This window comes from Lysinibacillus halotolerans (genome assembly GCF_003711845.1).
Classification (GTDB): domain Bacteria; phylum Bacillota; class Bacilli; order Bacillales_A; family Planococcaceae; genus Ureibacillus; species Ureibacillus halotolerans.
The window spans coordinates 1-22,321 of record NZ_RHLQ01000020.1; the positions used below are offsets into that span (position 1 = coordinate 1).

General features: G+C 34.5%; 19 protein-coding genes and 1 rRNA gene. 11 read left to right on the forward strand and 9 right to left on the reverse strand.

Annotated elements, in window-relative coordinates; genetic code table 11:
* The 8 genes from EC501_RS09430 to dnaA all read right to left on the reverse strand — a co-directional run.
* Window positions 1–102: ribosomal RNA gene (locus tag EC501_RS09430) — 16S ribosomal RNA — on the reverse strand; the annotation flags it as partial.
* A 306-nt stretch (window positions 103–408) separates the two neighbouring features.
* Window positions 409–1,491, reverse strand: a complete 1,083-nt coding sequence (locus tag EC501_RS09435; protein ID WP_122972039.1) for an HD-GYP domain-containing protein — start codon at window positions 1,489–1,491, stop codon at window positions 409–411.
* Window positions 1,492–1,815: 324 nt separating this feature from the next.
* Window positions 1,816–4,347 carry a DNA gyrase subunit A gene (gene gyrA / locus EC501_RS09440; RefSeq protein ID WP_122972040.1) on the reverse strand — a complete coding sequence of 844 codons (2,532 nt, stop codon included), beginning with the start codon at window positions 4,345–4,347 and terminating at the stop codon, window positions 1,816–1,818.
* Between the two features lie 26 nt (window positions 4,348–4,373).
* Window positions 4,374–6,302 carry a DNA topoisomerase (ATP-hydrolyzing) subunit B gene (gyrB, locus tag EC501_RS09445; protein ID WP_174232677.1) on the reverse strand — a complete coding sequence of 643 codons (1,929 nt, stop codon included), beginning with the start codon at window positions 6,300–6,302 and terminating at the stop codon, window positions 4,374–4,376.
* Window positions 6,303–6,478: 176 nt separating this feature from the next.
* Window positions 6,479–7,594, reverse strand: coding sequence for a DNA replication/repair protein RecF (gene recF / locus EC501_RS09450; protein ID WP_122972041.1), 1,116 nt, complete (start codon window positions 7,592–7,594; stop codon window positions 6,479–6,481).
* Entirely contained in the window at window positions 7,595–7,822 is a 228-nt protein-coding gene (yaaA, locus tag EC501_RS09455) for a S4 domain-containing protein YaaA (RefSeq protein WP_122972042.1), read from the reverse strand.
* A 165-nt stretch (window positions 7,823–7,987) separates the two neighbouring features.
* Window positions 7,988–9,124, reverse strand: coding sequence for a DNA polymerase III subunit beta (gene dnaN / locus EC501_RS09460; protein ID WP_122972043.1), 1,137 nt, complete (start codon window positions 9,122–9,124; stop codon window positions 7,988–7,990).
* Window positions 9,125–9,295: 171 nt separating this feature from the next.
* Complete coding sequence (dnaA, locus tag EC501_RS09465) at window positions 9,296–10,645, reverse strand: chromosomal replication initiator protein DnaA (protein WP_122972044.1); 1,350 nt, start codon at window positions 10,643–10,645, stop codon at window positions 9,296–9,298.
* A gap of 530 nt (window positions 10,646–11,175) precedes the next feature.
* Between dnaA and rpmH the strand changes: the two genes are divergently transcribed.
* The 11 genes from rpmH (at window position 11,176) to EC501_RS09520 (ending at window position 21,725) form a co-directional block, all read left to right on the forward strand.
* A complete protein-coding gene (gene rpmH, locus EC501_RS09470) occupies window positions 11,176–11,310 on the forward strand; it encodes a 50S ribosomal protein L34 (RefSeq protein WP_004233310.1) in 135 nt (44 codons plus the stop codon).
* An 83-nt stretch (window positions 11,311–11,393) separates the two neighbouring features.
* Entirely contained in the window at window positions 11,394–11,738 is a 345-nt protein-coding gene (gene rnpA / locus EC501_RS09475) for a ribonuclease P protein component (protein WP_122972045.1), read from the forward strand.
* Between the two features lie 158 nt (window positions 11,739–11,896).
* Window positions 11,897–12,667 carry a membrane protein insertase YidC gene (gene yidC, locus EC501_RS09480; protein WP_122972046.1) on the forward strand — a complete coding sequence of 257 codons (771 nt, stop codon included), beginning with the start codon at window positions 11,897–11,899 and terminating at the stop codon, window positions 12,665–12,667.
* The gene (gene jag / locus EC501_RS09485; protein WP_122972047.1) at window positions 12,664–13,395 is read left to right on the forward strand and encodes an RNA-binding cell elongation regulator Jag/EloR; all 732 of its coding nucleotides are present in this window, start codon (window positions 12,664–12,666) and stop codon (window positions 13,393–13,395) included. Before yidC ends, jag begins: the two co-directional genes overlap by 4 nt.
* Window positions 13,396–13,686: 291 nt before the next feature.
* Window positions 13,687–15,072, forward strand: coding sequence for a tRNA uridine-5-carboxymethylaminomethyl(34) synthesis GTPase MnmE (mnmE, locus tag EC501_RS09490; protein WP_122972048.1), 1,386 nt, complete (start codon window positions 13,687–13,689; stop codon window positions 15,070–15,072).
* Window positions 15,073–15,099: 27 nt separating this feature from the next.
* Window positions 15,100–16,995: a tRNA uridine-5-carboxymethylaminomethyl(34) synthesis enzyme MnmG gene (mnmG, locus tag EC501_RS09495; protein ID WP_122972049.1), complete on the forward strand. Its 1,896-nt coding sequence runs from the start codon at window positions 15,100–15,102 to the stop codon at window positions 16,993–16,995.
* Between the two features lie 87 nt (window positions 16,996–17,082).
* On the forward strand, window positions 17,083–17,799 hold the full coding sequence (rsmG, locus tag EC501_RS09500) for a 16S rRNA (guanine(527)-N(7))-methyltransferase RsmG (protein WP_122972050.1): 717 nt from the start codon (window positions 17,083–17,085) through the stop codon (window positions 17,797–17,799).
* Between the two features lie 381 nt (window positions 17,800–18,180).
* Window positions 18,181–19,068 carry a nucleoid occlusion protein gene (gene noc / locus EC501_RS09505; protein ID WP_122972051.1) on the forward strand — a complete coding sequence of 296 codons (888 nt, stop codon included), beginning with the start codon at window positions 18,181–18,183 and terminating at the stop codon, window positions 19,066–19,068.
* A gap of 278 nt (window positions 19,069–19,346) precedes the next feature.
* Window positions 19,347–20,108 carry a ParA family protein gene (locus EC501_RS09510; protein WP_122972099.1) on the forward strand — a complete coding sequence of 254 codons (762 nt, stop codon included), beginning with the start codon at window positions 19,347–19,349 and terminating at the stop codon, window positions 20,106–20,108.
* Entirely contained in the window at window positions 20,101–20,961 is an 861-nt protein-coding gene (locus EC501_RS09515) for a ParB/RepB/Spo0J family partition protein (protein ID WP_122972052.1), read from the forward strand. Before EC501_RS09510 ends, EC501_RS09515 begins: the two co-directional genes overlap by 8 nt.
* A gap of 56 nt (window positions 20,962–21,017) precedes the next feature.
* Entirely contained in the window at window positions 21,018–21,725 is a 708-nt protein-coding gene (locus EC501_RS09520) for a DUF554 domain-containing protein (protein WP_122972053.1), read from the forward strand.
* Here the strand turns inward: EC501_RS09520 and yyaC are convergent.
* The gene (yyaC, locus tag EC501_RS09525) at window positions 21,642–22,274 is read right to left on the reverse strand and encodes a spore protease YyaC (protein ID WP_122972054.1); all 633 of its coding nucleotides are present in this window, start codon (window positions 22,272–22,274) and stop codon (window positions 21,642–21,644) included. The two genes, EC501_RS09520 and yyaC, sit on opposite strands and share 84 nt — an antisense overlap.
* Window positions 22,275–22,321 lie beyond the last annotated feature (47 nt).

Here is a 22,321-nt window from a genome sequence, read left to right on the forward strand (position 1 = left end):
CGCTAACGTCAAAGGAGCAAGCTCCTTATCTGTTCGCTCGACTTGCATGTATTAGGCACGCCGCCAGCGTTCGTCCTGAGCCAGGATCAAACTCTCCATAAAAGAAAATTTGATAAAGCTCTAAATTTACACTGGCATCATAATGATGTCCAAAATTTTGTTTCAACTGTTAAGTTGAAACTGTATTTCATTAACGTTTTGTTGTTCAGTTTTCAAGGTTCATTTAATCCGTCACCTCTTGGCGACTTATTTATAATAACAAGGTTTTAATACGAAGTCAACACTTTCCTCAAAATTTTTTTAAAAATGAAATCTGTTACCTCGTTTCGTTAAAACCTATTGTTCTATTCATAGTACAACCACATGTATTGTTAATTAATTCTCCTAAAAAGAGGAGAAAAATCTCCTCTAGTTAAACATAACTTGAGAAATATATAAATCTCTTTGTTTAGAGAGATCAATCATTTCCCCACTATTTATTAATTTTATTAACGGGCGTGTAGGAGCAAGATGATTATTAAAGATAATTTCACCATACCCTAAATTGGATACTTCAACTTGAGTACCTATTGGGAGTCTAGCTACTAAATCCGTAAGCGTTTGAACTACTTTAATATCAAACTTACCAAATTCAGATTGCTTTATCATCTCAATTACTTTAAATGGAGATTCTTTTGGACAGTATACCCGATCGCTCGTCATTGCATGAAATGTATCAGCGATGGCAATAGCTTGTGAAAATAAAGAAATTTTCCCTAATTTAACTCCATCCACATAACCACTACCATCTAAACGTTCATGATGCTGATAAATTGCTAACTTCATTTCTTCTTTTATGGCTGGTAAGCTCTTAACCATTTGAAAACTATAAAGAGGGTGTTTCCGTATTTCAAAAAACTCTGTCTCGTTTAAAGAGCCTTTTTTTTCTCTTATTCGGTAAGGAACTTTAGCCATCCCGCTGTCCGCTAAAGTTCCTGCAATAGCCATTTGAAATACATATCCTTGGTTGTAACCAAGTTTATGGGTAATTAAAGCAGCTATTAATCCGGTTGCAATACAATGGTTATATAAATATTCTTTAGTGTTTGAGATGTTATTTAACTTAAAAAGAATTGAACGGTCTGTTAAGAACTCTTCTACTAAAGGTAAAATAATGCCTCTAACCTTTGTTATATCAATTTTTGAACCAGCTTCCCAGCCAAGGAATAACTTCTTATAATCAGCAACAGCAAGTTGAAATTTCGTTTCAAACGAAATCTTAACTTGCTGCACTTCCAAATTACCATTCGCATTCGATTCAATAGATTGTTTTGCATTATCATCAACTAGGACTGGTATATTAGCAATTTGAAAGGCGGTTAAAATGTGTAAATGTTCTTGAGTAATGATTGTATTTTTATAAATGATTGGAAATTGGGTATTAGCAAATATATCCTCCGCTACTACTTTTCCTATTAGAAGTTCATTTGTATTGACATATGTAGCCTCCAACCTAAAAACCTCCTTTGATAGTTTGAAATTGCAGTTTGTGTATCTAAAGAAATAGTTATATCGTTTTTTTTTAGATATATTATACTATATTTTAAGTTCAAAATTTATATATATCCCTTAATAATCGAATTTAAACTGAAAATCTATGATAGAGTGCATTCAGAATAGCATAAAAAGACTATTTATTTCTCTTTTAGCAACTAGGATAACTATTAAAAGAAAGAAGATTTTAAATTCTATATACTTTTTTAGGTATTTCATCATTAAACAAATAAAAAAACTGATTCAAAAGTTCATTTGAACCTTTGAATCAGTTTGTTCATTTTATTCTTCTGTTTCAGAATCTGTCTCAGAAGAATCTATTACTGAATCATTGTTTAATTCAGCAGTTGTATTATCTTCATCTGCTATATCTTCTTCGGTTTCTTCATCTTTCTTTACACGGGCTACTGTTGCAACTAACTCATCTTCACTTAGACGAATTAAACGAACACCTTGAGTACTTCGTCCAATGATGGAAATATCATTAACATCCATACGGATTAAAATTCCGTTAATCGTAATTAACATAATATCTTCTGATCCGTCTACTGTTTTAACAGCACACATCGGACCATTTTTCTCCGTAATTTGGATTGTTTTAAGACCTACACCACCACGGCTTTGTAGACGATATTCTGATTCAGGAGTACGTTTTCCATAACCTTTTTCAGTAACAACTAAAATTTCTTGGCCTGGTTCAACTATTTCCATCCCTACTACATAATCGCCTTCACGAAGTTTTATACCACGTACACCTGATGCTGTACGTCCCATCGAACGAATTTCTTCTTCTTTGAAACGGATTAACATACCATCATGGGTTCCGATAATAACATCCTTCGTTCCGTCGGTTAATCGAACTGAAATTAAATCATCATCATCATGTAAATGAATTGCGATTAATCCACTTGTACGAATATTAGCAAATTGTGATAGTTGCGTACGTTTTGTAATACCTGTTTTAGTTGTAAAGATAAAGTAAGCATCTTCCTTAAATTCATTAACATGAATCATGGCTGTTACTTTTTCTTCTTTCTCTAAAGGTAACAAATTTACAATTGGTAAACCTTTTGCTGTTCGACCAAACTCAGGGATTTCATATCCTTTGGCACGGTATACTTTCCCTTTTGATGTAAAGAATAGAATTGTGTCGTGGGTTGAAGTGAACAATAAATGTTCAACGAAATCATCTTCATGGGTACCCATTCCTTGCACACCACGACCACCACGTTTTTGGCTTCGGTACGTATTAGAAGCAAGTCGCTTTATGTAGCCATTATGCGTTAATGTAATAACAGAATCTTCACGAGGAATTAAATCCTCATCTTCGATCATTTCAAGTCCACCAGCAGTAATTTCTGTACGGCGTTTATCATTATATCGTTCTTTAATTTCTGTCAATTCTGTTCGAATAATATCAATTACTTTACTTTCATCGGCTAAAATTGCTTTTAACTCAGCAATTAATACTTGAAGTTCTTGATATTCATTTTCAATTTTTTCCCGTTCTAAACCACTTAAACGTACTAAACGCATATCTAAAATTGCTTGCGCTTGACGTTCAGTTAAATTAAAACGTTCCATTAATACCGGTTTAGCTTCATCACCAGATCGAGAAGAACGAATAATACTAATAATTTCATCAATATGATCTAGGGCGATTCTTAAACCTTCTAAAATATGTGCACGATCTTCAGCTTTTCTTAATTCAAACTGCGTACGGCGTGTAATCACAACTTTTTGATGTTCTAAGTAATGGAACAGCACTTCTTTTAAACTTAAAACTTTCGGTTGACCATTAACTAATGCTAGCATGTTCACGCCAAAGTTAGATTGCATAGCAGTTTGTTTATATAAATTATTAAGGATAACGTTAGCATTTGCATCTTTACGAACTTCAATAACAATACGCATACCACGTCGATCGGATTCATCTCGTAAATTCGTAATGCCATCAATCTTTTTATCCCGTACTAATTCAGCAATTTTCTCAATTAATCTTGCCTTATTAACTTGGTATGGTATTTCATGAACGATAATTGTTTCTTTACCATTCGATTTCGTTTCAATTTCTGCTTTAGCACGGACAGTAATGGAACCACGACCTGTTTCGTATGCTCGGCGAATACCACTTCGTCCTAGTATTAAACCACCAGTTGGAAAATCAGGACCTGGGATAATTTCCATTAACTCTTCTGTTGTAATCGCTGGATTTTCAGATAAAGCGATAACCGCATCGATTGTTTCCCCTAATTGATGGGGTGGAATGTTTGTTGCCATCCCTACCGCAATACCAGAGGCACCGTTTAATAAAAGGTTTGGAATACGAGCTGGTAATACGATAGGCTCTTTTTCATTTCCATCATAGTTTGCTTGATAATCAATCGTATCTTTATTAATATCTCGTAACATTTCCATTGTTATTTTGGACATACGAGATTCTGTATAACGCATCGCCGCAGCTCCGTCGCCATCGACAGAACCAAAGTTACCATGACCATCTACTAACATATATCGATAACTAAAATCTTGCGCCATACGTACCATGGCGTCATAAATTGATGAGTCACCATGGGGATGGTATTTCCCCATTACGTCTCCAACAATACGAGCAGATTTTTTATATGGTTTATCTGACGTATTTCCTAGCTCATGCATTCCATATAGAATACGACGGTGTACCGGTTTTAAACCATCACGTACATCTGGTAATGCCCGTGATACGATAACGCTCATTGCATAGTTTAAAAACGATGTTTGTACTTCTTCACTTATTTTTATTCCTTTTACACCTTCATGTTGATTTTCAGACATATGAAAGACCTCCCTTCAGAACCAAGTTAAATGTCTAAGTTTTGTACATATACCGCATTATCTTCAATGAATTTTCGACGAGGCTCGACCTCATCCCCCATTAATTCTTGGAAGATTTGATCTGCTTTCATTGCATCATCTAATTCAACTTGAAGAAGCGTGCGATGCTCTGGATCCATCGTTGTATCCCAAAGTTGTTCAGCATTCATTTCACCTAGACCTTTATAACGTTGGACGACTGGTTTCGGCATGCTTGGTAAGCGTTCTAATATCGCTTGTAGTTCTTCATCTGAATAACAATACTCAACATGTTTACCTTGTTTCACTTGATATAAAGGTGGTTGAGCCGCATATACATAACCAGCTTCAATTAGCGGACGCATAAAGCGGAAGAAGAATGTTAATAAAAGAATACGAATATGAGCACCATCAACATCGGCATCTGTCATAATAACGATTTTATGATAACGTGCTTTTTCTAAATCAAATTCTTCTCCAATACCTGTACCAAACGCTGTAATCATCGCACGAATTTCAGCATTCGACAAAATTCGATTAATATTTGCCTTTTCAACGTTTAAAATCTTTCCGCGCAACGGTAAAATCGCTTGGAAGTAACGATCACGCCCTGATTTAGCAGAACCGCCTGCGGAATCACCTTCTACAATATAAATTTCTGACTCAGCAGGATTAGTAGAAGAACAGTCTGCAAGTTTTCCTGGAAGGCTGGATACTTCTAAAGCAGATTTACGGCGTGTAAATTCACGTGCTTTTTTCGCTGCAACACGGGCACGAGCAGCCATTAATCCTTTTTCTACGATTTTTCGTGCTACAGAAGGATTTTCTAACATGAAACGTTCAAAACCATCAGAAAATAAAGAGTTTGTAATGGAACTTACTTCTGAATTTCCTAATTTTGTTTTCGTTTGTCCTTCAAATTGTGGATCAGGGTGTTTGACAGATATAATTGCCGTCAATCCTTCCCTTACATCCTCACCAGTTAAATTTCCTTCAGTATCTTTTAATAAATTTCCTTTACGTGCATAGTCATTAATTACTCGTGTAAGGGCTGTTTTAAAACCTGATTCATGAGTACCGCCCTCATAAGTATTAATATTGTTAGCAAATGAATAAATGTTAGAAGAGAATCCAGCATTATACTGCATTGCAATTTCAACCGAAATACCATCTTTTTCACCCATGATATCAATTGGGTCATGAATCGGTTCTTTTGTTTTATTTAAATGCTCTACATACTCACGAATACCACCTTCAAAGTGATATGTGTTTATGCGCTTTTCTTCTTCTCGTTCATCCACAATAGTAATGCGAATACCACGGTTTAAATAAGCAAGTTCTCGTATACGAGTTGCTAAAATATCATATTCGTAAACAGTTGTTTCTTTGAAAATTTCTGGATCCGCTTTAAAACGAGTTGTTGTACCTGTCTCCTCAGTATCACCAATAATTTTTACTGGTTGAACAGTTTTACCTCGTTCGAATTTGATGGAATGAATATGACCATCACGTTTTACATATACTTCCGTTGCAACAGATAAAGCATTCACTACAGATGCACCTACACCGTGAAGACCACCTGATACTTTATATCCGCCACCGCCGAATTTACCACCAGCATGTAGAACTGTCATAATAACTTCAACTGCTGGCATTCCCATTTTTTCTTGAATATTGACTGGAATACCACGACCATTATCTTCTACACGAATCCAGTTGTCTTTTTCAATTGCAACCGTAATTTCTGTACAATAACCTGCTAATGCTTCGTCAATACTGTTATCCACGATTTCCCAAACTAAATGGTGAAGCCCTTTAGAGCTTGTGGAGCCAATATACATCCCTGGACGCTTACGAACAGCTTCTAACCCTTCTAAAACTTGAATTTGATCCGCATCATAAGCTTGTTGAACTTGTTTCTCTTCTAAAGCCACCATGTTCACCTACTCTTTCATTACCTCAGTATGTGTCAAAATTAAAAAGCTTTATCAAAATTTCTAAAACTTTCTAAATGAAAACTTAAGCGAATTTTTTAACTGTTATTCCCAATGCCATAAAATTTAAGGCTACAGTACAATTCGCTTAGATTAAAAAATTAAATTAATTTGTTTATTTATTGAGTTTCTATTACACCTTGTTTCACGTGAAACATTTTCGCATGTTGTATTGTTTCATGATGAATCCCATCAACACTTGTTGTCGTGACAAACGTTTGCACTTCACCTTGAATGGTGTTTAATAAATGTGATTGGCGATAATCATCTAATTCGGACAATACGTCATCTAAAAGTAAAATAGGTGCCTCTTTCGTCTCTTGCTTAATTAATTCTATTTCAGCTAGTTTCAAAGATAAGGCTGTTGTACGTTGTTGACCTTGTGATCCATAAGTTTGAACATCATAATCATTTACCAAAAACTGTAAATCATCTCGATGTGGACCAACTAATGTAATCCCTCTTTCAAGCTCACGCTTTCTTACTTCTGCTAACTTCTTTTCCAAGTATGTAGCCATTTCATCATCATTCCATTCTGGATTAAGTCCAGAAGTAGCTCGATATTGAATCGTTAACTTTTCAAGACCACGTGAGATGCCAGAATGGATTTTTTCAGCCCAATCTTGTAAAAGTTGTATAAATTGAAGTCTTTTACGAATAATTTGGACAGCTGACTGAATATATTGCTCAGTATAAATAGCAAATAAAACGTCATCGATTTGCTGTTTCCCTTGATTTATTTTCAGCAAATGATTGCGCTGTTTTAATAATTTCTGAAATGTAAGCAATTCATGTAAATACACTGGCGATATTTGACCTATTTCCATGTCGATAAACCGCCTTCTTATTTGCGGGCTACCTTTTACGACGTTTAAATCTTCAGGAGCAAACATCACCACGTTCATTTGACCAATATAATTGCTTAACTTCGTTTGTTCTAAATGGTTTATTTTGCCCTTTTTGCCTTTTTTCGTAACAGACAATTCCATTGGAAAACTACCGTAACGATTTTGGACAACACCATCTATTTTACCATAGTCTGCTTGCCAACGGATTAATTCTTTATCATTACTTGTTCGATGGGATTTTGCCATGGCTAAAACATAGATAGATTCCATTACATTTGTTTTACCTTGAGCGTTCTCCCCAATAAACACATTAATTTTGGGTGAAAAATCTAATGTTAATGATTCATAGTTACGATAATTTGTAAGCTGTAAATGCTCGATGAACATTTAATTTTCTCCGTTCTTATTGACGATGACAAATCTACCACAGCCAGGAATATTAATGACATCGCCATGTCGTAGTTTACGGCCACGTCTTTTGTCGATTTCACCGTTAACAAATACATCATTTTCTTGAAGGAACCATTTAGACATGCCACCAGAGCTAATTGCATCTGTAACTTTTAAAGCTTGACCAAGGGTTATAAATTCTGTATCAATTATAATTTCATCCAAATTAAATTCATCCTCCGATTACGTACATCTATCCTTATATCATACCTAAAATTAAGGAAAAAATCCAAGGAAAGTAGGATAAGGGCGTTGTCAGGAAATTTTTGTAACCGAAAGAAATAAAAAAGATAGCCACGAATGACTATCTCATTTATCCATAATGTTTGATTAATAAGTTCTTACTGGTAAGATCAATTGTAAAATTGCATCATCATGTATAGAACGTAATGTAAATGGTCTCATTGCACCTGTAAATTGAATGACTACATCTTGTCCATCAATTGCTTTTAACGCTTCCATCATATATTTTGCACTGAAGGAAATTTTTAAATTTTCCCCTTCTAATGTTTCCACAGGAATTTGCTCTTCTACTTTTCCGATTTCAGGAGAGTTAGATGAAATTTCAACAATATTTCCGTCGAATGTTTCAAAACGTACAACATTATTACGATCTTCTCGAGCTAATAAAGAAGCACGATCGATTGCTTGTAATAAGGATTTCCCGTTAATTGTAATGTTTGTTTTAAATTCTTCTGGTATTAAACGGGATGTTTCTGGGTAATTCCCTTCTAATAGACGAGAGAAGAATAAAACATTTTCTGTTTTAAATAAAACTTGTTGGTTTGTAATAACGATTTGAACAGGATTTGTCGAATCTCCTAAAATTTTATTTAGTTCATTTAAGCTTTTACCTGGTATAACGACAGAGTTTACATCTGTAGGTAAATTTTCTAATATTGTTTTTCTTCTAGCTAAACGGTGACTATCTGTTGCAATACAAATTAATTCATTACCATGAATTTGCCAATTCACCCCTGTTAATACAGGACGGCTTTCAGATGCTGCTACTGCAAAAACTGTTTCTCGAATAATAGATTTTAATAAATCAGCCGGTATTGAAAATTGTCTATCAGTTGAAACTTCAGGTAATAATGGATACTCTGAAGCGTCTAATCCGATAAGATGGAATTCAGATTTCCCAGAACGAATATGAGTTTGTAAACCGTTAGATACTTCGATTTCAACATCATTTGTTGGTAATTTTCGAACAATCTCATTAAACATTCTTGCTTGTAAAACAATGGAGCCTGTTTCAGTCACATTGATTAATTGATCTCCGTTTTCTTCAATCGGAATAAATGTTTGGATAGTTATATCTGCATCACTACCCGTTAATGTTAACCCTTCGTTTGTTACATCCAATTTAATCCCCGTTAAAATCGGAATTGTCGTTTTGGAACTTACGGCTTTCATTACGTCATTTAATCCATCTAGTAAATGATCTCGCATTATATCAAATTTCATCATTAGACCCTCTCTTAATTAATTATATTATTTTTAAAAGATATTAATAGATATAGTAATAGGCCCTGTGGATTTGTGTATAACTCATTCAAACATGCATGAAATCAAATTATCCACATGTTAATAAATTGTGAATAAAGTTGTGAGAACTTCATCATGTTATCCACATTATTATTTCCCTAACATACTACGAATTTGTTTAATATCTTGTTGAAGTTGTTGATCTTCTTTTAATAAAGATGCAATTTTTTCGTGAGCATGAATGACGGTTGTATGATCCCGTCCGCCAAATTCCTCTCCTATTTTTGGCAAAGAAAAATCGGTTAACTCACGAGATAAATACATAGCAATCTGTCTTGGAAAGGCGATAGATTTTGTACGTCTCTTTGCTGAGAAGTCCTCTAATTTAATATGGAAGTGCTCTCCAACAGCAGTTTGAATATCTAAAATAGAAATCATACGTGGCTTTGAATTTGGAATAATATCTTTCAATGCTTCGGCAGCAAGCTCTGTTGAAATATCTTTATTAACTAAAGAAGAATATGCAACTACTCGAATAAGTGCACCTTCCAGCTCCCGAATATTTGTATCAATTTGATTTGCAATATAATGCATTACTTCATTTGGTATATCTAGTCCGTCTGCTTTCGCCTTTTTACGAAGAATCGCAATACGTGTTTCCAAATCTGGCGGTGTAATATCCGTAATAAGCCCCCATTCAAAACGTGAACGAAGACGATCTTCTAATGTTGGAATTTCTTTTGGCGGTCGATCACTAGAAATAACAATTTGCTTAGATTCTGTATGCAACGTGTTGAATGTGTGGAAAAACTCTTCTTGAGTGGATTCTTTCCCAGCTAAAAATTGAATATCGTCAATCAGTAATACATCGACATTACGGTATTTGTTTCGGAAATCTACTGCTTTGTTATCACGAATCGAGTTAATAAATTCATTTGTAAATTTTTCTGATGATAAATAAACGACCTTCGCATTTGGATTATGTTCCAATACATAATGGCCAATGGCATGCATTAAATGGGTTTTGCCTAATCCTACTCCTCCATAAATAAAGAACGGGTTATAGGCCTTTGCAGGTGCTTCTGCAACGGCTAAAGATGCTGCGTGGGCAAATCGATTCCCCGAGCCAATAACGAATGTATCAAATGTATATTTTGGATTGAGCATTCCTGGTGTCATTTCAGAATGGTCATCGTTATTATTTGCCTGTATTACCGGAGCAGGTAAATCAAGGCTGTCATAATCGTCCTGATCCTTTTGAACAACAAATTTAATTAGCAAGTCTTTACCTGTAAGTTCAGATAAAATACCCGCGATTAGATGAAGGTAATGATTTTCAAGCCAATCACGAGTAAATGAGTTAGGGGCGGCAATAGTTACATTGCTTCCTTTATAAGAAAGTAATTTCGTCGATTTAAGCCACGTCTCAAAGCTTGGTTTTGAAATTTTTTGTTCAACTTGAGCCAGGACATTCATCCATAATTCTTCTAAATGTTCCAAGCTTTTAACTCCTTTTCATGTATATTTTCCATTTCAAATAAATAAACTAGATTTATATATGATAATAGAAAATCTATTAAACACATAATCACAGCATGTGGATAACTATTATCCAAAAGCTGTGTTAAAGTTTGTCCACAAGTTATTAACATCTGTGGATAAAATATTTCCCAAATTAAATGTCCACAAAAGAAAACACATTTATCGTAACAAAAAAAGATTGTCATTTCAATAGCTGGTGAAACTTATCCACACAGTTAAATTTTAATCACCATCGTATTATCCACAAGCATAGAATTTGTGAAAAACTTGTCGATAAGTATTGTGGATAAAATTTTAAAATAAAAAAATATCCACAACGAGTGTTTATAATAATCATCTCTCGTTGTGGATATTTCTATTTAGAGAAGAAACTGCTAAAGGCTAGTCGGTCAAATATTTAATTGACAATCTAATTCTTTTATATATATAATGTTATGGTCTGTATGTAGGATAGAAACTTTAACTTTCATTTGGAGGTGTAATATATAATGAAACGCACATATCAACCAAAAAAACGTAAACATAGTAAAGTACACGGATTCCGCGCACGTATGAGCACAAAAAACGGACGTAAAGTATTAGCTGCTCGTCGTCGTAAAGGAAGAAAAGTATTATCAGCATAAGTCCACTGAGCCTATTCAGTGGCTTTTTTTTTCTTCATTTTAATAAAGAATAAAAGAAAGTAATCACGATAGTAGGTGAAGAAATGAAAAAGCGCCAGCGAATTAAAAAAAATGAAGACTTTCAAAAAGTATTTAAAAAGGGAAAGTCCTTTGCCAATCGTCAATTCGTTGTTTATTGTTTGCCGAATGAGGATCAAACAGAATTTCGTATTGGTTTATCCGTTGGAAAAAAAGTTGGGAAAGCTGTAACGAGAGTTCAAATTAAACGATATATTCGACAAGTGTTTTTAGAATTAAAAGATGAAATAAGACAAGATATGGATTATGTTATTATCGCCAGAAACCCGGCGGCCACATTAGATTTTCATGAAACAAAAAAGAGTATTGAACATGTGCTAAAAATTGCAAAAGTATTAAAGAAGAAATAAGTAACTCTACAAATGTCTCTTAAAATATTAATAAAATTTTCAAAACTAAATAATTATTGTCAATATTTATAGAGGGAATTAAAACAATTTGTAGAGTGTAAGCGGCTACACGTGGTAAAATAGCTAAAAAGTTGAATAGTATTCTAGGAGGAAGAAGGTTGAAGAAAAGTCATTGGATGATTCTGTCGCTAGTTTCAGTAGCATTGTTGCTTTCTGGTTGTACAGAATTTGATCAGCCAATTTCATCTGAAAGCGAAGGCTTTTGGAATGAATTTATCGTTTGGCCATTAGTATCAGTTATTAAGTATTTCGCAGATTTATTAGGTACGTATGCTCTTGGGATTATTGCTGTTACAATAATAATCCGATTAGTCATCCTTCCATTAACGATTAAACAAGTAAAAAGCTCGAAAAAAATGCAAGAAATCCAACCAAAAATGAAAGAATTACAAAGGAAGTATGCTTCAAAAGATGCTGTTACTCAACAAAAGTATCAGCAAGAAATGATGGCATTAATGCAAAATTCTGGCGTGAATCCTGCGGCAGGATGTTTACCAATGTTAATTCAAATGCCTATTTTGATTGGTTTCTATCATGCAATTAGTCGTATGAATGCAACACCAGCCTTTGATTTAGGGACATTTCTTATTTTCCCGCTCGCAGATCCAAGTATTGTATTAGCGATTTTAGCTGGTTTAATCCAATTTGTCGTATTGATGACTGGACCTGCTATGGACAACCCTCAAATGAAAGTGTTGATGTATATTATGCCAGTTATGATTATGATATTTGGTGCTGTATTACCAGCTGCATTATCATTATATTGGGTTGTCGGAAACATCATCTCAGTAATTCAAAACCTTGTTATTTATAAGCCTTGGAATAGAAAGAAAATAGAACCTGCTACAACAGGAGGGGCGAAAAAGTGAAACAAATTACGCAATTAGGCGCAACAGTAGAAGAAGCGATCTCATTAGCGTTACAACAACTTAATACTACTCGTGATCAAGTAGAAGTTGAGGTTTTACAAGAAGGTAAAAAAGGATTTTTAGGTTTTGGTGCACGGAAAGCTGAAGTTCGTGTGACTGTTAATGAAGTATATTCAGAACCAATTGTTGAAGCCCAATCTCCAGTAGAAGTTATACAACAGGAGCAGGATCAATCGGTTGGAACAGAAGAGCTATTAGAAGTAGAAAGTGAAAAAGAAAGCCCAATTGATATTGCGAAAGAATATATACAAAATATAGCGATTGAAATGGGTATTGATGATTTATCGATCGATGGAAAAGTTCAAGGTAAAAACATTTTATTTAAATTAGAAAGTGAAAAGGCGGCACTTTTAATTGGAAAACGTGGTGCTACATTAAATGCATTACAACAATTAACCCAATTAGTAGTAAATAAAAGTACAAAATCTTTCTTAATGGTAAAACTTGATGTGGAAAATTACCGCGAACGACGTCAAATTGCTTTAGAGCAATTAGCTGAGCGAATGGCTGATAAGGCAATCCGCACAGGAAAAAAGGTTTCTTTAGAGCCGATGCCTTCCTATGAAAGAAAAGTCATTCATAATGCATTAGCGAATCGAATTGATATTGAAACATATTCTGAAGGTACTGAACCGAATCGTCATTTAGTAATAGAACCAGTTAAGTAATGAAAACATATTAGAATAACAAAAACGGCCTTTAAAAGGTCGTTTTTTATTTCCTTTTTATATGCTTAAATAAATGACGATCTTTTTTATCCACATGTGGAAAATTTGCTTTACTTTCGTAATTCAATAAAATATGTTACTCTAAATTGTTAGTAAATGAAGTTCGTAACAGTTATTCACATGTGGATAACTTCGTATAGTTGTCACAAGATAAAAGTATTCATCTTATGACGTTTTGGTGAGGTCATCAATTACACAAAAGTGTAATTGATTTAGTAGGAGGATTTTAAAATGGAGTATGATACGATTACCGCGATATCCACACCAATGGGCGAAGGAGCCATTGCTATTGTCCGTTTAAGTGGGGATGAAGCAGTTAAAATAGCAGATAAAATTTTCAAGTCACCGAGTGGCAAAAAATTAATAGAAGAAAAATCCCATACGATTCATTATGGTTATTTAATTGAACCAAAAAGTGAAGAAGTAGTAGAAGAAGTCATGATTTCGTTAATGCGGGCACCAAAAACCTTTACCCGTGAGGATGTAGTTGAAATTAACTGTCATGGTGGAATTGTTTCGGTAAATCGTGTGTTGCAGCTCGTTTTACAAAATGGGGCAAGATTAGCGGAACCGGGTGAATTTACAAAACGTGCCTTCTTAAATGGACGTATTGATTTATCTCAGGCTGAGGCCGTTATGGATTTAATCCGAGCGAAAACAGATCGTGCGATGAATGTAGCTTTAGGACAAATGGAAGGTAAACTTTCAAGATTAATTGGCCAATTACGTCAAGCATTAATTGAGACATTAGCTCATGTAGAGGTTAATATAGATTATCCTGAGTATGATGATGTAGAAGAGATGACCATTCCAGTACTTTTAGAAAAATGTACATGGGTAAGGGATGAAATCGCTAAGTTATTACAAACTTCTTCTCAGGGGAAAATATTACGTGAAGGGCTTTCTACGGTTATTCTCGGTAGACCTAATGTAGGGAAATCTTCATTATTAAATAGTTTAATTCACGAGAATAAAGCAATTGTTACTGATGTTGCAGGTACAACTCGTGATATTATAGAAGAGTATGTCAATGTGCGCGGCGTACCTTTGCGTCTAGTTGATACTGCAGGGATTCGTGAAACGGAAGATATCGTCGAAAGAATAGGGGTAGAAAAATCTCGACAAGTATTAAAGGAAGCAGATTTAATTTTACTTGTTTTAAATTCGGCGGAACCATTATCTGAAGAAGATGAACGTCTGTTTGAAACCATTCAAAATATGGACTTTATTGTCGTTGTTAATAAAACAGATTTACCGCAACAAATTGATTTGGAAAAAGTAAAGGCATTGTCCAACGGTCGTCCTGTTGTGACAACGTCCATTTTACAAGAACAAGGAATCATTGAGCTAGAAGAAGCAATTGCCAAGACTTTCTTTGAAGGGCAAGTGGAAGCAAATGATTTAACTTATGTTTCCAATGCGCGCCATATTGCTTTACTTCATCAAGCAAAATCAACTATCGAAGATGCGATCGATGCAGCCCATACCGGTGTTCCAGTTGACATGATTCAAATTGATGTAACGAAAACATGGGAACTATTAGGGGAAATAGTCGGTGACACAGTGCAAGAAAGCTTGATTAATCAGCTATTCTCACAATTCTGTTTAGGAAAATAAATTTAAAATAAGAAAGGGAGAGACGGCATGACAACAACATATGAAGCTGGGCAATATGATGTCATTGTCATCGGTGCAGGTCATGCTGGTGTAGAATCAGCATATGCTGCAGCAAAAATGGGTGCGAAAACACTTATGGTGACAATTAATTTAGACATGATTGCCTTTATGCCATGTAATCCATCTGTTGGTGGACCAGCAAAAGGAATCGTTGTGCGTGAAATAGACGCATTAGGCGGTGTGATGGGGAAAGTAATTGATAAAACTCATATCCAAATGCGTATGCTAAATACTGGGAAAGGACCTGCAGTTCGTGCTTTACGTGCACAAGCAGATAAAGTTCTTTACCAACGTGAAATGAAACGTTTATTAGAGGAAGAAGAAAATTTAACAATTCATCAATCAATTGTTGATGAATTAATCGTTGAAGATGGTGTCGTTCGCGGTGTCATTACACAGACAGGTGGAATTTACCGAGCAAAAGCAGTTATTGTCACAACAGGTACGTATTTGCGCGGTGAAATTATTATTGGGGACTTAAAATATTCAAGTGGGCCAAACAATCAACAACCATCCATAAAATTAGCGGATAATTTGCGCGACCTTGGCTTTGAAATGGTTCGTTTTAAAACGGGTACACCACCACGTGTAGACAGTAAAACGATTGATTATAGTAAAACCGAAATTCAACCTGGGGATGATGTGCCACGTGCATTTAGTTTTGAAACAACTGAATTCATCATGGATCAAATTCCTTGTTGGTTAACGTATACAAGTCCTGAAACACATCAAATTATTAATGATAACCTTGACAAAGCACCAATGTATACTGGTGCGATTACAGGTACAGGACCACGTTATTGCCCATCAATTGAAACGAAAATTGTTCGCTTTAACGATAAACCGCGTCATCAACTCTTTTTAGAACCAGAGGGCCGTGATACTCAAGAAGTTTACGTACAAGGTTTGTCAACAAGTTTACCAGAACATATTCAACGGAAAATGTTACAAACAATTCCTGGGTTAGAAAAAGCAGAAATGATGCGTGCTGGTTATGCAATTGAATACGATGCGATTGTACCAACGCAATTATGGCCAACATTAGAAACAAAACGCATTAAAAATCTTTATACAGCTGGTCAAATTAACGGTACTAGTGGATATGAAGAAGCTGCTGGTCAAGGGTTAATGGCAGGTATTAATGCCGCTGCTAAAGTTTTAGGAAAAGAAGAAGTTATTTTAAAACGTTCAGATGCTTACATCGGTGTTTTAATTGATGATTTAGTAACAAAAGGAACAAATGAACCGTATCGTTTATTAACATCTCGAGCAGAATATCGTTTATTACTTCGTCATGATAATGCGGATTTACGTTTAACTGAACTTGGATATAAATTAGGCTTAATTTCAGAAGAACGTTTTGCGAAATTTACGAAGAAAAAAGAACAAATCGAAACAGAGATTGCTCGCCTTCGTGAAGTTATTATTAAACCAAATGAAACAACACAAGCTGTCATCCGCTCTGTTGGTGGAACAGAATTAAAAGATGGGATTCGGGCTTCGGATTTAGTGAAACGAACGGAAATGACATACGATTTAGTCGCTTCATTAACTCCATCTGGTCTTGAATTAAGTGAAGAAGTAAAAGAACAAATTGAAGTTCAATTGAAATATGAAGGATATATTCAAAAAGCGTTAAATCAAGTTGAAAAACTCCATAAAATGGAAGGTAAAAAAATACCAGAAGATATTGATTATGATGATATTTCTAGTTTAGCTACAGAAGCACGGGAAAAATTAAAAGAAGTACGTCCATTATCAATTGCACAAGCTTCTCGTATTTCAGGTGTTAATCCTGCAGATATTTCAATTTTGCTTGTTTATATTGAACAAGGGAAGATTGCGCGAGTAAGTAACGAATAATTGTTCAATGAGCGTTCGAGTACCAACTTTTCTCGGACGCTCCTTCTTTTGTAAATAAGCATCCATTCTCAAATAAAGGAGATCCATATGAACGAACAACAATTTATTGAAGCATTAAAAAATAAGGGGATTGAACTTAGTGATCAACAAATCGCTCAGTTTAAAAAATATTTTGAACTACTCGTTGAGTGGAATGAAAAAATGAATTTAACGGCAATCACAGATGTTGAAGGCGTCTATTTAAAGCATTTCTATGATTCCATTAGTGCAAGTTTTTACTTTGATTTTACGAAAGTACAATCTGTTTGTGATGTAGGTGCAGGTGCGGGCTTTCCAAGCTTACCAATCAAAATATGTTTCCCTCATTTACATGTAACAATTGTTGATTCTTTAAATAAACGTATTACATTTTTAAATCATTTAAGTGAACAATTACAATTAGATCATGTGGAGTTCGTGCATGCTCGTGCTGAAGAATTTGGACAAAATGCATCATACCGTGAAAAGTTTGAGGTCGTAACAGCTCGTGCTGTAGCGAGACTAGCTGTATTATCCGAACTTTGCTTCCCGCTTGTTAAACAGGGAGGTTATTTTGTTGCATTAAAGGCTGCGGCAGGACCTGAAGAGCTGAAAGATGCGAAAAAGGCAATTACTACATTGGGTGGATCTTTAAAAGAAGAATTTGCCTATACTTTACCGATTGAAGAGAGTGAACGGACTTTATATGTGTTTGATAAAGTGAAGCAGACACCTAAAAAATACCCTCGTAAACCGGGCGTTCCAAATAAAACACCAATCGTATAAAAAATTTGTTTTATTAGCCGCGATCTATTGGAAGTTATGTATAAGCGGCTAATAGGCAATTTAATTTTATAAGTATGAAAATTTTTAGTAGAATAAAAGAGTTGTGTTTCTATTAATTTAACAAATGTTCCACATGAAACATCTAGTCTTTATGGATAATAATAGATTTTGTATGTGTTTTTTTCTTTCTTTTATTAGAAAACTTTTATTTGTCACAAATTTTTAGATATAATTTTGCATCTTGAAGCATACATATTTTATATTTATGTTAATTTAATAGATTTTTACATCTATCAGACTCTGTACATTTTATAAATAATAATAAATAATATTTATAATGAGTATCGAGCAAGATAGTTTCTAAAAGGTGGTGCCTATTGAATGAAAAGTCCTTTTTCACGTTTTTTCGGAGGCGGCGAAAAAACTGTTTCTGAAGAAAAAAATGAAGTAGAACAAGTAGTAGCACAAGATGATAAGAATAAGGCTGCAGAAGAAGTAGTAAAAATCCCAATTGATAAGATTATTCCAAATCGGTTCCAACCTCGTACGGTTTTTGATGAAGAAAAAATTGAAGAATTATCAAGAACAATCCATACCCACGGTGTAATTCAACCGATCGTTGTACGAAGTTATGAAGACGATCGCTATGAAATTATTGCGGGTGAACGTCGTTACCGAGCAATGAAAAAACTAAATTGGACTGAAGTACCTGCAATTGTTCGTAATTTAAGTGATAAAGAAACCGCTTCTATTGCTTTAATTGAGAATCTTCAACGAGAAGAACTAACAGCAATTGAAGAAGCATTAGCTTATCAGCAATTGCTCGAACTTCATTCACTAACTCAAGAAGCACTTGCTCAACGTTTAGGGAAAGGTCAATCAACGGTCGCTAATAAATTACGTTTATTAAAACTACCCCAATTTGTACAAGAAGCAATTTTAAAGAGAGAGATAACGGAAAGACATGCCCGGGCTATGATCTCCATTAAAGAAGAAGAATTGCAATCTGAATTAGTTACTTTGATAAAAGAAAATGATTGGAATGTACGCCAATTAGAAGAATATATTCAGCAACTTAGTCAACCAAAAGAAGAAGTAAAAAAAGAAAAACCGAAACGAAAAGCGATAAGTAAAGATATTCGAATTGCCTTAAATACGATTAAACAATCTCTTTCGATGGTAACGAAAAGTGGTATTAATGTGAAAACGGAAGAGGAAGATACAGAAGATTACTACCAAATTACTGTGAAAATACCAAAGAAAAAATAAGTTTCAAGTATTTCAATAGATCATTTTTTGGCTTCCCAATTTAGGTTATAGTGATATGTCATTACTTCATATTTAACATTAAAGGAGGTATCTCATTTTTGAGATGCCCCTTTTTCTATAAAATTTATACAATATGTTTTTAGAATGTCATACATCTATTATATAAATTTGATAAAATAGAAATACCTATTTATCTTATTTTAATTTCATGCGTTTGAGGACGCTTAAGTGTAGTTGATTTTTTAATAAATTGATTGATGAAAGCAGGTGCAAAAGGCTTGGGAAGAATTATTGCCATTACGAACCAAAAGGGTGGTGTAGGAAAAACTACAACATCTGTAAATTTGAGCGCTTGTCTTGCTTATTTAGGGAAAAAGGTACTTTTAATAGACATTGATCCACAAGGTAATGCTACAAGTGGAGTTGGTATAAATAAAGGTGAAATTCAAAGCTGTATCTATGATGTATTAATCGATGATGAAGAAGTCGTTAACGTCGTCCAACAATCAAAAGTTGAAAATTTATATGTCGTTCCAGCAACTATTTCCCTTGCAGGGGCTGAAATTGAACTCGTTTCAACTATTTCTCGTGAGGTAAGATTAAAACATGCCTTACAAAATGTAAAAGAGCAATACGATTATATTATTATCGATTGTCCACCTTCATTAGGTTTGTTGACAATTAATGCTTTAACCGCATCTGATGCCGTTATTATTCCGGTTCAATGTGAATATTACGCCCTAGAAGGGTTGAGTCAATTACTATCAACAGTACGTCTCGTTCAAAAACATTTAAATCAACAGTTATATATTGATGGTGTTCTTTTAACGATGTTAGATGCTCGTACAAATTTAGGTATACAAGTTATCGAAGAAGTAAAGAAATACTTCCAAGATAAAGTGTATAAAACAATTATTCCCCGAAACGTTCGTTTAAGTGAGGCACCAAGCCATGGAGAACCGATAATTATTTACGATTCAAAATCAAGAGGTGCTGAAGTCTATTTAGAGTTAGCAAGGGAAGTGATTAAAAATGGCTAGAGGATTAGGAAAAGGAATTGGTGCGTTATTTCCTACTGAAACATTAGAACATTTACAACCAAACGAAGAGCAAATTGAAAAGATCGCATTACAGAAACTTGTCGTTAACCCTTTTCAACCTCGTAAACTATTTGATGATGAAGCTATTGAAGAATTAGCTCAATCGATTAGTGAACATGGGATAATTCAACCGATTGTTGTTCGGAAAAAGGGAAAAAAATATGAAATTGTTGTCGGTGAAAGACGCTTCCGTGCTGCGAAATTAGCTAACTTAGAGGAAATTCCAGCCATCGTAAAAGACCTTACGGAAGAACAAATGATGGAACTAGCCATTTTAGAAAATCTTCAACGGGAAGACTTAACACCTATTGAAGAGGCTGAGGCATACGAAAGTTTAATTAAAAAACTAAACTTTACTCAAGAAGAACTTGCGAAACGTTTAGGGAAAAGTCGACCATACATTACGAACCATTTACGCTTATTGCAATTACCAGAAGAGGTAAGAGAGTTAGTAAATAACGGTCAATTATCAATGGGACACGGACGGACATTACTCGGTTTAAAAAATAAAAGAAGAATTCCTGAAGTGGCAAACAAAGTTATTAAACAAGCTTTAAATGTACGTCAATTAGAAGTTTATATTAAACAACTTAATGAAGAAGTTTCACGTGAAACAGAAAAGCCTAAGAAAAAGGATATTTTCGTTCAAGCAACGGAAACTCAGTTACGAGAATATTTTGGAACGAATGTACAAATTAGAAAATCAAAGAATAAAGGGAAAATCGAAATTGAATTTTATTCTGAAGATGATTTAGAGCGTATTTTAGAAATTTTACAACTAGAACAGGAATAGGAAAAGTTGTGAGCGCCAAATTTCCGGCGCTCTTTTTTCTGAGAAGAGGTTAGTCAATGGTACTTCTAGGGACATTCATCAATGTACTATTAATAGTAGTCGGCTCAATTATCGGCCGATTTTTTAAAAACATTTCTGATAATATGAAAAGCACTGTTTTAATGGGTATAGGCTTAGCGGTTACGTTATTAGGAATCCAAATGGGATTTAAAACGAGTAATTTTATCATCGTGATTATTAGTCTTGTCATTGGTGCCGTCATCGGAGAATGGATTGATTTAGATAAAAAGCTATTCCATTTAGGAAAATGGAAGGAAAATAAAATCGGCAATAAATCATCAGAAAAAGGGATTGCCGAAGGATTTGTAAATGCTACGTTGATTTTTATCATTGGATCAATGGGTATATTAGGTGCATTAGATAGTGGGATAAGAAATGATCATTCGGTCCTTATAACGAAAGGGATTATTGATGGCTTTACTGCAATTGTATTATCTTCTACCCTAGGGATAGGGGTATTAATCTCTGCAATCCCTGTCCTTTTTTATGAAGGTATCATTACATTATTTGCGAAATTTATAAGTGAGTATATACCAGAAGCAGCGTTAAACCTGTTTATTCAAGAAATGACAGCAACTGGCGGTGTAATGATTATGGCAATCGGATTAAATATAGCTGGTCTAACGAAGGTTCGAGTAGCCAATTTGCTGCCGGGAATCGTTATAGTCGGCTTGGTCGTTACGGTCATGTTTCTTTTTCAATAGATGACGCTGATATGCAAGCAATATTGCACGTGCAATTTTATTGCTCATTGCATACGTAGTATTTAATCGAGTATTTTGTAAAACGAGCATTTCCATAAATCCTCCAACATTAACGATCCCTTTAATCGAGATGTCTCCAATTGGAGGTAATTCTTTCTTTACTGCTTTCCCCGGAAATAACGGCCCTTCATGGACGATAATATGGCCAATGTTTTGTTCGTTACCTAAACAAGCATCAATTGCCACAATGAATGGTGTTGAGGGTTTTTGTTTTATTTCTTCCATTGTTGATGCTAAATTGATTGCATGTAACGGATTTTCCAAGGTGCCAATGACTTCAAAGGGAAATGAATGAAAACTGGATAGAAAACTACCAGTTAATGGACCTAAAGCATCCCCAGTTGACCGGTCTGTACCGATACAACAAAAAATTATTTGTTCTTGATCGAATGGGATATAATTTAAAAATAAGTCACTTAATTGCCATAGTGCACCAGTTTGTTCATGATGGACGAATGATTTTAACGGATCATTTAGCATTTTTTGCATAAGCAATTCTCGCTTTCTTTTGAATTAATAATCATTTACCTTAATGG